Origin of the sequence: Erysipelothrix aquatica (assembly GCF_009828825.1) — a bacterium.
Taxonomy (GTDB): Bacteria; Bacillota_I; Bacilli_A; order Erysipelotrichales; family Erysipelotrichaceae; genus Erysipelothrix; species Erysipelothrix aquatica_A.
On sequence record NZ_WTTA01000001.1, the window covers coordinates 203,393 to 216,060 of the forward strand.

11 protein-coding genes are annotated in these 12,668 nt (G+C 38.0%); 8 read left to right on the top strand and 3 right to left on the bottom strand.

The genetic code is table 11. The features are described from left to right. Positions 1 to 324 precede the first annotated feature (324 nt). The 3 genes from GVV22_RS01040 to GVV22_RS01050 all read left to right on the top strand — a co-directional run bounded on the left by GVV22_RS01040 (position 325) and on the right by GVV22_RS01050 (position 8,195). Positions 325 to 2,070 (top strand): RNA polymerase sigma factor, encoded by a 1,746-nt coding sequence (locus GVV22_RS01040; protein ID WP_159648354.1) that lies wholly within the window; start codon positions 325 to 327, stop codon positions 2,068 to 2,070. Positions 2,071 to 2,090: 20 nt separating this feature from the next. Further along, complete coding sequence (locus GVV22_RS01045; protein WP_159648355.1) at positions 2,091 to 7,025, top strand: Cna B-type domain-containing protein; 4,935 nt, start codon at positions 2,091 to 2,093, stop codon at positions 7,023 to 7,025. Positions 7,026 to 7,286: 261 nt separating this feature from the next. After that, positions 7,287 to 8,195 (top strand): D-2-hydroxyacid dehydrogenase, encoded by a 909-nt coding sequence (locus tag GVV22_RS01050; RefSeq protein ID WP_159648356.1) that lies wholly within the window; start codon positions 7,287 to 7,289, stop codon positions 8,193 to 8,195. A gap of 23 nt (positions 8,196 to 8,218) precedes the next feature. Here GVV22_RS01050 and GVV22_RS01055 read toward each other — a convergent pair whose 3' ends face one another. Beyond that, the gene (locus GVV22_RS01055) at positions 8,219 to 8,863 is read right to left on the bottom strand and encodes a cyclic nucleotide-binding domain-containing protein (protein WP_159648357.1); all 645 of its coding nucleotides are present in this window, start codon (positions 8,861 to 8,863) and stop codon (positions 8,219 to 8,221) included. A 72-nt stretch (positions 8,864 to 8,935) separates the two neighbouring features. On the opposite strand from GVV22_RS01055, the gene GVV22_RS01060 reads away from it, so the two are divergent. The 3 genes from GVV22_RS01060 (at position 8,936) to GVV22_RS01070 (ending at position 10,392) form a co-directional block, all read left to right on the top strand. Then, entirely contained in the window at positions 8,936 to 9,559 is a 624-nt protein-coding gene (locus GVV22_RS01060; protein ID WP_159648358.1) for a hypothetical protein, read from the top strand. An 81-nt stretch (positions 9,560 to 9,640) separates the two neighbouring features. Further along, complete coding sequence (locus tag GVV22_RS01065) at positions 9,641 to 9,832, top strand: hypothetical protein (protein ID WP_159648359.1); 192 nt, start codon at positions 9,641 to 9,643, stop codon at positions 9,830 to 9,832. A gap of 161 nt (positions 9,833 to 9,993) precedes the next feature. After that, on the top strand, positions 9,994 to 10,392 hold the full coding sequence (locus GVV22_RS01070) for a DUF1801 domain-containing protein (RefSeq protein ID WP_159648360.1): 399 nt from the start codon (positions 9,994 to 9,996) through the stop codon (positions 10,390 to 10,392). 21 nt (positions 10,393 to 10,413) lie between these two features. Here GVV22_RS01070 and GVV22_RS01075 read toward each other — a convergent pair whose 3' ends face one another. Both GVV22_RS01075 and GVV22_RS01080 read right to left on the bottom strand, forming a co-directional pair. Further along, positions 10,414 to 10,941, bottom strand: a complete 528-nt coding sequence (locus GVV22_RS01075) for a chromate transporter (protein ID WP_159648361.1) — start codon at positions 10,939 to 10,941, stop codon at positions 10,414 to 10,416. After that, complete coding sequence (locus tag GVV22_RS01080; protein ID WP_159648362.1) at positions 10,938 to 11,480, bottom strand: chromate transporter; 543 nt, start codon at positions 11,478 to 11,480, stop codon at positions 10,938 to 10,940. The genes GVV22_RS01075 and GVV22_RS01080 overlap by 4 nt, the downstream gene beginning before the upstream one ends. An 84-nt stretch (positions 11,481 to 11,564) precedes the next feature. On the opposite strand from GVV22_RS01080, the gene GVV22_RS01085 reads away from it, so the two are divergent. Beyond that, positions 11,565 to 12,413: a LysR family transcriptional regulator gene (locus GVV22_RS01085; RefSeq protein ID WP_159648363.1), complete on the top strand. Its 849-nt coding sequence runs from the start codon at positions 11,565 to 11,567 to the stop codon at positions 12,411 to 12,413. A 136-nt stretch (positions 12,414 to 12,549) separates the two neighbouring features. Then, a complete protein-coding gene (locus tag GVV22_RS11165; protein WP_419178506.1) occupies positions 12,550 to 12,660 on the top strand; it encodes a hypothetical protein in 111 nt (36 codons plus the stop codon). The last annotated feature ends 8 nt before the right edge of the window (positions 12,661 to 12,668 follow it).

Sequence of the window (12,668 nt, forward strand, 5' to 3'; positions counted from 1 at the left end):
TATAGCTTAATATATACAAGATAAAACAACATAAACAATGTATTACCTTTTTTTGGGGGGGGATGCGTGTTGATGGTCTTTTGATTTAGGTGAATTTAAAGAATTGAGTAAAACATAAAATAAATAAGTCTTTTTTGAATCTCATTCGTCTATTTAATGAGGGGTGATAAGATTTGAGTGAATTTGATATGACTCTTAAGAACCTATTTGTAAGTGACTCCAACAGCTATGAGGTTAGCAATTTAAAAAAAGCTGTGCTTTGGTTGATGATTTATCAGCAATATCAGTCCTATAGATTACAAATGTGTGGAAGAGGGTCTAGAAATGAAACGTAACAACAATACTACCGGAAATGATTGGCCATATACCGAATCGGGAATGCATGACTTTGAGAGTCTTTACAATCAAACAATTCGTGCAGTTTATTATATTATTCGCAGACTAATTAAAAATCAGCATACAGTTGAGGATCTTGTTCAGGATTCCTATCTGAAAGCATTCAAAAAAATTGATAGCTTGGAAATCTATACAGTTGCTAATTTTGCTGCATGGATCAATCAAATTGCTTTGAATAATGCGAAAGATTTCTTGAAAAAGAATAAACCAGTGTTATTTTCGGATATAACGCGTGAAGAGGATGTTGATTTTGAGGTTGAAGATACAGATACTTTCACGCAACCTGATGAAAGTGCGAATCAAGAGGAAATATCGGAGATTATTCAGAATATTATGGATAGTCTTCCTGAAGACCAACGCTTATGCACTTTCTTATTTTACTATGAAGATATGACAATTCGTGAAATTGCAACGTATTTAGAACTTAGTGAAAGTACAATAAAGAGTCGCCTAAAGTATGCGAAAGATAAAATTCGCAAGAAAATCACTGAGCATGAAAACAATGGCGTAACATTCTTTAGCATTGCGCCAATTGGTCTTTTTGTGTATGCGCTAAAAATGATGCAACCACAAGTAACAGTGCCGCCATATACGATTGTTGTGAGTGAAGGTGTAACTGGTGGTCGTTCCACGAAATCGCAGAAACCAAGCCATGTTGCAAATGTCATCGCGACCGTTGGTGTGGTGACAACAATTGTAGCATTTGCCATTATAAATCAAACCCAATCGCCAGTTATACCTGTAGTAGAAAATAAGGTTAGTTTTGATCCCTTTGCGTATCTGCGCATTAGTTTCGATGGTGAAACAACATTAGGAACAGCCTCATTACAACTTGTTGATGCACCAAAATCACTAACAACTACATCGTATTCCATCTCTAAATCATCTGGGTTGGCGAATGGAGATGTTATCAAGGTTCGATTTGGACATGACTTTTTTGAATCCAACTATGCAATAACAACACTCGAAAAAAACTATACGGTAACTGGTTTGGAAGAGCCGGCCGTGATCAATCCATTTGATGATATTCACTTCGTTACTTCGGGGGAAGATGGAAGTGGTTCCATAGAAGCCCTATGGAATACAGAAAGTGCATGGTATGCATCGCATCTGGATGGCATTAGTATCGTATATTCAAAATCGGAAGCCCTTGCAAACGGTGACCAAATAGACGTGTTGCTAACTAACCTGCCCAAATCAGAATCACATTATAACCAAACAACGATAACCATAACAATACAAGGACTTCCACCCCAAACAAGTCAAAAACCAACCGCAATCCCACAACCTCCAGAGCCTAGACCAGACTTTGACCCATATATCTATGTCAAAAATGAGATGACACAAAGTATTGCTAATCGTAATATTCCATCACTATTAGCGATGTTTAGTAAAGACTATTATGGGAACACATTGAATCCTGATGCATGGACCTCATATACCCATCTTGGTCAGTCAATTAGTGTTGGAAAGCGTAATAATCAATATATTGGATACGCCGAAATGTACCTGCAAAACCGCAACGGTGATTGGATACAATTAAGTATTGTATCGTCTTTCAATGAAGATTTTAATGGGAAATATTCCCTATATGCAGCGAGTTTGGATTCAACCCATAAACTGGAAGCATTTAAAGCATTACATTTCGGAGATGTCACTATTTTAAAGAATTAATTATGAATGAAGGTAAGAAAATGAAATTAAAAACATTCAATCAAGCAGTCAAAAAAGGATTTATTTTTATTGCATTAGTCGCTTCTCTTGTAATTACATCAATAACGATTAATGCACAAACACACACTCCCAATTTACGAAATATTCAAAACCTATTAGAAGAACATAACGTGAATGCATTGCGATCCGTGTCACTGTCATTTTTAAATGAGGCGGGTGAAGCACGCTCTGATTTTATTCCAGATGGTCGTTTAAAATTTTCGCTGCAATGGCAAGTTCCGCATGAATTGCGTGAAGACCTTGTAAAGGGAGATTACATTGAAGTACCACTTCCTAAAACAATCAATGATGTTGTGCTTATAGAAGGCAAAGCAGCAACAATCGAAAACGATGGGATTCAGATCAACTTGGATGATGCGCTTGAGGGTGCTGTCATATTCACGGCGAAACTGAGCAACGATGAAAACAATCCTGTCGTAAATGTAGAATTTATGAATACATTGGAATCTCTAGAAACATTTACAATTACAATTCCTACAAACGAAACACCAACAGAGGATATCTTGAAGGAAGAACCGATAGTTTCTTCGATTGCAAAAGAGGGCATTAGAACACCACAATCGATAGAAGTTGTAGAACAACCACAACCTATAGTATCTGTTGATGATAGCAAAGCAAACATTGCTGTATCAAGGTTTGATATTTACACATTGCCATCCGATGCAAAGTTCTTATCCGGTGAGGAAGTTCTCTTTTACACTGGTATATCGTTAACTGAAGATAGTGGAACGCTTACAGATGCGATTCTGGAAGTTAAGATACCTAAAGAACATTTGGTTGATGGTACGTTTGTTGCCTCAGATATTGCGTCTCAGGTATCGAAAGAGGTCATTGATGCAGGTGATCATTATAAAGTTATTTATAAACTCGCTGCATTAGCTTCAGGAACAAGTTTGGATATTCCGATGAAGTTTGTTACTCATAATGGTGAAACACCAAATGGTTTCCCTGTAGCAATTGAGGCAACTTTAAAACAACAAAAAGATGAATTAGTCCTTGCACAAACAATAAAAGATATCATCATCAATACAGTTCAACCCCGTTTAGATAAAATGATTTATGCGGGTTCATGGACAAGTTCTGACAATCGTGTAGTGAATGGAGGCACAAGTCACCCTGACGACGAAACACGTCTAACGGATGATTTAAGCCAACTCAACAATGTTCAATTTACGTATACCTTGAATGCAACAAACACAACATCGGCACCAGGGTCTCGCATCTATGATACGTTTATCTTTGAAGACGTCTTACCAAAAGGAGCTATCTTTGTAGCTGAAGATAATCCAGGATGGACCTATGATGCGGCAACACGTACGGCGCGTAAGACATATACAAATTCAGATGGGATTCGCCTTTATTACCAGAACTTCTCGAGTAGTGCGACACTAAATCTGAAATTCCCGAATGCCCCAGTTAATGAAACTTTGACCAATACGGCGACAGTAACTGCAGCACCAAAAGACCGTCCAGAGTATGAGGCTCAATTTAAAGGTACAGATACCATTGATTTTAAACTTGATGCCTCCAAACCGGTACCAGAACCTACATCATTTTCCTTTGGAAAAACAATCTCACCGTGGAGTTTCTTAGATTATCAAAAAGATCGCGATAGAACCCACGAATGGCGATTATCCATTGGCAACTCGGCAACATCCGCTCATCCCAATTTAAATCTAAATGCGTTCGAGATTGTTGATAGTGGCCTTGACGCACGTCTCAAGTATACATATGTGACAATTAATGCTCAGACAACAGTCGTTGGAACACTGGATATTATCGCGACGTTACAAGATGGTACTCAGGAAATCATTGCAACGAATGTTGATCCTAAGGTAAAACATACCTATCCCTTGAAAGCTGAAACAGTGGCAGTTACGGTGAAATCAGTGGATCATACATATCTAGCACCTGGAAAAACTTTAAATGTTCTTATCGGTTCAGAATTGCGTGATAAAACGGTACCTGTTGTAGGTGAGTCATCAACAACAAGTCGACTAAGTAATGATGCGGGGTTCAAAGCTACCTATTCAAATGGCTTAAGTTTAACCGGGAAGCGTTCTGATTATATTCAATATTCACGCGTAAATCCAACCGTGTCTTTACGAAAAGACGTCGTAAATAGGAAATTAAATTATTTCATTAATGACCATGTTGCGTTCCAACTCAATGTTGATATTTCCAATCTCGTTGGTGATATGGCATTTGTGGATTCAAATGCTCTGGTTGATATCATTCCAGATGGAACATCGTATGTACCAGGTAGTGCATCTCTTGTTAAATCATCAGTTATTGAATCTTTGATGACGACAGGAAGTTTTGAACCCGAAGTTATTTCAAATTTTAAAGGAACCGGACATACCGCCCTTGTTTGGAAACTGGAGGGTATGACTTATACGGGAACAAACACAAATGGCGCACAAACAGGAGTACTCTCGATTCAGTATGAAACGAAAATTACCGAACTCACCAATCCGGGAACGAATATCAATACTGCGATTCTTTCATGGAAAAACAACAACGTGGTTAAGCCGGGTTCACGTCCCGTTTCTGATGAGTATGATTTGAATGAAAACAGTGCGACTGACGATCTAATCACCTCAGCGCTTACACAGTTTAATTATGTTCCACCTCGAGAATTGATGATTCGAAAAGCGGTAAAAGGGTCTTTAGATTCTAACTATATCTTACCGCCAAGTACCGGATTGAGTGAAATTGGGACGGAAATGAGTTATCAATTATCTTTATACAATAATTCTGTAACTGATATTAGCAATCTTAATATTCTTGACTTATTGCCAAAAGTTGGCGATGAAACGGTAAGTACCGACATGTCATTAGAGTCTCCGAGTCGGATTGCTCGAAATTCCACATTTAAATTGAATCTATCTGGACCGATTCAGGTTCCTCATGATTTACTTGTGTTTTATACAACAGACGAAGTGACCCCGGATGTTAAGACATTCTACACAAGTGCAAATTGGACTCCGTCACCGACAAACTATGACGCGGTGACGGCATTTAAAATAGTTTTAAAACCCGGCGCAGTACTTCGAAGTGGTCAAGAAATTCAGTTCGATGTTTCCTTCAAAGTTCCAAGGGATATACAATTGGATGTGCTCGATAAAGCAGTAAATACTTTTGGTGTAGCAACAACGTCTAATCTTGATTTCTTTGAATCCAATCATTCTACAGTCGATATCGTAAAGTACAACGTCTCTGGCCACGTATTCGATGATTTTAACGAAGATGGCTTATTTGATAAGGCGACAGACACGACTTTTGAAGCCTATTCAGTGCGGCTTGTGGATAAAGCTGGCAATGATGTTTATGATCTGTCCGGGAATCCTTATGAAGTAAGAACGGATACTAATGGATTTTATAGTATGGATGTATACCGTCAAGGAGAGTATCGCATCAAAGTCATCACACCAGTTGGTTATACGCTGACTCGTCAGATGCCAGATGAAAATGGGTCACATATTGAGCCAAATGGTCGTGCTACAACCAGTGACTTTGCATTAGATCGTTTGAATCCTTCAGCTATTCGAAATGCTGGTTACTTCAAAGAAACAGTCGATGTAACGATTCATAAAGTCTTACATGATGCGGAAGGCGTACGTCTAAATAAAGATCGAAGCTTCACATTTAATGTAAGTTTTGATGAGACAGACGACAATACTGATAACTACAAACGTTACCAAGGTATGATTCAAGTTTACGAAGAAGACATGACCTATATTGAATCACTCATGGTTCAAGAGGGTATTATTAGGATTCCGGCGAACCGTAAAATTGTCGTCAAGGGACTTCCTAAGAATGCACGAATTAAAGCATCTGAAATTGTTTCTGACTTGTATAACGTTGAAGGTGGGTCTATTGACGCAGTATTATCGTCATCGTCTTTAACCTTTACAGTTATAAATACCGTAAAAGTTAATAAAATGGATTATACAATGGATAAGGTGTGGGTCAATGGACCTGATATTAAACCAGAGATAGTTGTTCAACTCTTCCAAAATGATCAGGCATATGGCAATCCTGTAGTTCTTGAAAATGGTGAAACAACCTATCGATGGACAGATTTGGATACCAATGATAAAGATGGCAATCCATTTGAGTATCGTGTTGATGAAATTGCAGTTCCTGTTCATTATGAAAAACACGTTGATGGCACAACCATCACAAACACATACATTCCAGCAATGACCGATTTTACCGTTCGTAAAGTGTGGATTGATGGACCAGAATTAAAGCCAACGATATCAATGCAACTGTATCAAAACGGATTACCATATCTCGATGCGGTTGATTTGGAATCGGGCCAAGAATCCTATACGTGGAAACAACTTCCAGTAACAGATTTGATGGGAAACCCCTTTACGTATACTGTTGATGAAATCAATGTTCCTTCCGGATATAGTAAACATGTTGATGGAACAACGATTACCAATACCTTCACACCCGGAAAACTTGCGATGCAAATTCAAAAAGTGTGGGTAGGTGGGCCAACTGCGCATCCTACGATTACCGTTCAATTGTATCGTAATGGTGTTGCCTATCAAGAACCGCGATCTTTGTTTAACGGTGAAACGTCCGTGCTATGGCGTGATCTTGATGCAGTCGATTCGGCAGGAAACGCATATATTTATACCGTTGATGAAATCAATGTTCCTGAAGGATACGTTAAGTCTTTAAATGGAAATGTGATTACAAACACATATGTAGAAGATGAACCACCAATAGTTAAAGGTGTCGATAAGGATCCAAAATCTAAAGATTCGTCACTACCAAATACTGGAATGGGGAATTCGATGTTACTATTTGGCTTTGCAAGTATAATCGTAGGACTCTTTACAATGATTCGTTCGGTATATCGAAAACGTCACAATTAAGTAAAAAAGCTACCACAGTCATTCTGTCGGTAGCTTTTATATTTATTTATGCACAATAAGTATACTTGTTCTATGGTCCGGCGCAAAAGGTTTGTTTCCTATTGAATTCACATACCATGAATATCAAAGCAAGAAATCTCAATTGTGCATAAAAATTATTTACAAGAGAAGCTTATAAAGAAAAACTATTGTGCGTCGTGTGCGTCAATAGGCCATAAATGCTATGATAGGTATAAAGATTCAAAAATGAAGGAGAAAATAATGAAAATTGCCATAACAGAAATGCTAGAATTGGATGCGGTCAGTACGAAGACAATTGAGAATTTAGGATTTGAAATTATCCGCTATCCTTTAGAAACAGTTTATGATGGAAATGCAGATGTCATTGTGGGCATGCATTTACCGAAAGAAACGATCCCTCATAATTTGAAATTTGCACAGTTGCTTTCAGCTGGGTATGACCACATCAATATTGAATTATATAAAGAAGCAGGCGTTTCGATCGCTAATGGCAGGGGCATGTATAGTATCCCGATTGCCGAATATTGCTTAGCCTACATACTTAACCATTATAAAAGTATTCCTAGCTACTTGAAACAGCAAGCCGAGCATAAATGGGAGCGGTTGAATCAAAATAGAGCACTCGACACTGCCAAAGTGTTGATTCTTGGAACCGGAAGTATTGCTCAAGAAACGGCAAAACGATTGAATGCTTTTAATGCTCAAGTCGATGGAGTTAATTCAAACGGTCGTTCAATCGAACATTTTTCTCAATGCTTTGCTTTGGATGCACTGGATAGTTATTTACCTAATTATGATATTGTGATTTGTACACTACCAAGCAACGATGCCACGTATCATATCATGGATGCACGTCAGTTTGGAATCATGAAGAATGATGCAATTTTTATAAATATCGGTCGTGGAGCTTGTGTGAATTTGGAAGGACTCATGACTGTGCTTGATACGAATTTAGCAGGTGTTGTTTTGGATGTTTTTGAAACAGAACCACTTGATGCTAATCATCCAATTTGGGATCATCCTAAAGCAACGATAACACCGCATGCCTCATTTGAAACGAGCAAAATCAATGACTACCGATTGGATATTGTGATGCATAACTTAAAACGCTTCGCAGAGCAAATGCCGCTGATGAACCGTATTATATAAAAGAGATGAATTTCATCTCTTTTTTAATATTGTATATCCAGAGCATATGCTTCGAGTCGTCTTCGATCCGTGATTTTGTAGGAAGTACCAATTTTTGAAAGTAACTTAAGTTCTCTGAGTTGCTTAAAGGTATGCATCAAGTGCCGGTAACTTGTACTTAGATACTCTGCAATTTCGGTCGCACTCTCATGATAGGTGCCATCGTTCTCAGCGAAAAGAATAAATGCAGCTAGTCGATTGATCATCGGGTAGTTGAGTGCATGGGTAAGACGAAAGGTACGATCTGTTAATTTTTGAGCAAGGTATACGTTGAGTGCACGTGTAAATGCGAAGTTTAAGAGCAATTGTTCGTGTTTATCACGTGGGACTACAATACAGGTACAGTTAGACTGTGCGATAACTTCTTTGGATTGTTCTTCAACACCAAGTAAGCTAAGTTCACCTAAGATATCACCGGCTTGAGCGAAATGGATGATGGATCGTGTTCCATTTTCGTGGTAGAGGTAAATCTTGACGGTTCCTTCAATGAGAAAAAATAGAGGTGTCTCAGCTTGTCCAAAAGGAATAATCTGGTCGCCTGGTATGTAAGATTGCGTGAAGCGATGCGTTATATTAATGGAATCTTCCATGATGTGCAATAAATCGTTATGAATTGGTGCCGCTTTCATAGTGCCTCCTAATGTGAGATATCTCCTATAATTATCCAGTGTTGCATGATAAATTTCAAGTGGGAGGTTATTATGAATCAAACAATGAAATTATTCCTTTCTTTAGGCTTTTATATGCTAGCGGGATTCGGAATAAGTATCACGATTTTTGCAGGTATTGGTGTTAGTAGTTTTAATGCGTTAAATCTAAGTCTTGCAACTGTGTTGGAAGCCGGAATTGGAACCGTGACCACGGTACTAAATGTTGTCTTCTTATGCATGTATGCGATGTTAACGCATTTTAAGTTACGAAAGAAGTATTTGATGCAATTTATCGCGGCGATTGCATTTGGAAGTGTTATCAATATTTTTACTTATCACATTTTCAATAAAATTGTGATAACACACTATTTGATTAAAATTACAGTCTTTTGCGTGGGTGTGACGATATCGGGCTTAAGTACTGGTATGATTCTATACTTGGATATTTTAACTTTTCCGATTGAATCGGTTTGTACCGAGCTCTCATCACGATTAGAATTACCATTTCATAAACTACGTTATAGCTTTGATATCCTTTGTGTAATTGGATCTATAGTGTTGTCAAAGTACTTCCGGAATCCCATGAATGTTCGAGAAGGGACGTTGATTAGTTTGTTTCTTCTGACATTGTGGATGCACGCTACAGTTGCATGGATGTGTAAAAAATATATTTAAGTATTCAAGTAGGTATTATTATTCATTACATGTTCGCACAATTGAGATATTATTGTCTCACATAAGACAAAGAGGTATCATATGACAAATCAAGAAAAAAATATTAAGGCTGCGATGCCATATCTTGTTATGAATCCAACAGCGAGCATCGAAGCAATCGCTGCATTAGCATCAATAAGTAAAGCCACATATCATCGCACATTTGAGAGTCGAGATTTTTTCTTTAATCAGATGGCAGATTATGCTATCGGAATCCTAAAAAAATGCACTTGATCAGAACACTTTTTCGGCATTAGAATCAAGAGTCTTGCACACCGTAGAAATTCTTGTGACGCATGGTGATTCGTGTGGGCCATACTTATCCCATGCATAGATAAAATTAGTGTATACTTTTAATAGACGTATCCCAATCCATGAGCCTAAAGGAGATTATCATGAATCCGTTCACAACCCCTGAAATCGAAAATGTCTATGCAAACTATGATCAACAATCGTCTGCCATGTTGCAAGAAATCCGCACACGCATTTATGAGTTAGCGGCGATGAATGATCAAGTAGGAACAATTGAAGAATCATTAAAGTGGGGCCAACCTTCGTATACAACGGTAAAACCTAAATCAGGGACACCGATCCGTCTTGATGTTTTTGATGAACAGCATGTTGCCATATTTGTGAGTTGCCAATCAAATTTAATCGAGCGTTTGCGGCAAATTTATGGTTATGACCTTCAGTTTTCAAAAAATCGTGCAATCGTTCTTGCGAAAAATAAACCGCTCGACTTCACCGTGTTAGATGACTGTCTGATGCGTGCGTTGACATATCACAATATTTAAAGGGATCAAGAGGTCCCTTTTTTATAAAAACAGTCCATAAAGAATACCAATTCCTGCAGTACAAGCCATACAAAATAAAATAGGTTTTTTGCGATACAACCGCAAGTACGCGTTTAAAACAAGCGTGATTGTAATTAATATAGGTTGCCCATCACTGGTATAGGCATTATTGACAAGCGAAAGTGCGACGGATAATATCATTGCAATCGCAGCAATCTTCGTATAATGAAGAAAGGTGTTGAACAATGGCATCGAAAGTAATTTATCCTCATAAGTAAATAAGAGATAAGAGAATACAAATGACGACATACAAACCGCGATTGTCGCTATAATGGCACCAAGAATACCGAATGTAATAAAACCAACATAGGTTGCTGAGTTGACGGCAATCGGTCCAGGAGCTAATAGGTCCAATGCGTTTAAATCTGCAAATTGTGTAGCATTAATTCCAAGATGGAGTGAGTTCTCATAGATGAGCGAAAGCATTGCATAACCGCCACCAAAGCCAAGAAAACCTATTTTTAAGAAAGTTAGAAAGAGTTGAATCATTTGAAGTTTCTCCATACTAGAACACAAAGACTTAGCAGGAAACATCCAAGAATAATCCAAGGAATTGATACATTCATAAAAGTCACTAATATGAATACAAATACAATCGCGAAATAGGATTGAGCGTTGCGTGTTATAATGTGTGGAACCATTGACACTCCGGCTTCTAGAATGTAAATGCCGGCAGTGGCACGAATGGCGATAAATAAATATTGAATGATACCGGTTTGCGGAATCATTTGGTAAAGCATCGTCAGAAGAATCATGATAACCAAGACTGGAAGAATAGCGCCTAGTGCGGCAATGTAGCGTCCACTTCGACCATTTATTTTTTCGCCAAGTAGACAAGCTGTTGTGACGGCCGTTACACCTGGTATCGATTGCGATATTGCAATATAGTGATAAAAATCGTCACTGGATAAATAGTGGTGTTGCTTTACAAGTTTGTCATCCAGTAGGGGAACCATGGCAAGTCCGCCTGAGAAGGTTAATGTGCTTGCAAGTGTAAATAGCTTAAACAGTTCAAAATTTTTGTTCATTTTTTCACCTCGTATCTAAGTGTACCAAGCATGATGTATAATGAATAGTAATGATATATTATAGTATACATAAGGAGTGGTTATATGAATATTGATCGAATTAACATGTTTTTAGCGGTGTGTATTCACGGTAGTATTTCACGTGCTGCAGAGTCGTTATACATCAGCCAACCGGCAGTAAGTCAGGGCATAAAGGAATTAGAACTGGAACTGAATGTTAAGCTATTTCAACGCACTGGACGAATTATTAAACCGACTCAAGAAGCTTTGCAGTTTTATCCGTATGCACATGCATTAATCCAAGCCAATGAGCGAGCATCATCAGTTTTTAAACCGGATGTATCTCTACCTGTACTCCGTGTTGGATGTACGGTTACAATTGCTACTTACATGCTTCCGGAAATCATCACACATTTTGAAACCTTACATCATATCCAACTTCAGATTACAGTTAATAATGTTGCAACTATTAAGGAAAGTATCGTTAACAATAACTTAGATGTTGCACTAATAGAAGGCGTACCAGACAATAATACATTATCGTATTCCCGTGTTGGCACACTTGATTTGGTGTATGTAGCAAGCCCAATTTATTTAAAAAATCGTAAAGGTTGTTACCACTTATTGACCCGTGAAATTGGAAGTTCCTATCGGAAGTATATGGATCGTATTATTTATGATGATGAGATAGAATCGGTCATTTCTTGGACTGCTAATAATAATGAAACATTGCTTCATGCTGCCATAGGCGGCCATGGAGTCGCCGTACTTCCAAGAATTGCAGTCAATGATTATATTCGCAAGGGCACATTAGATGTTGTTGTATTCCATTACGCAACGTTCACCGAAGAAATTGGAATCATTAATAATTCATTCCGCACACATGAAACGATTATCAAATCATTTATTGATACCGTTAGGGGCTTTATTTAACAAGAACATAAATAGGTTATACCATATTGTTGCAAAAGAATTAGAACAATCTAATGCTTCACATATTCTAATCCTACCGATTTTAGGATCGACATTATCTTCGATCGTTGCACGAACCGGGTAAATTGTTATGGCCATGATATTGGATCAGTTTGCTCTTTTAGGAATGGAGCAAAAACCAATACAAATACCGAAAGTGGGAGCAGTCTTGGCAATAGTTGGCGGGATTATACTTCTAAACTTATAATAAAGAGT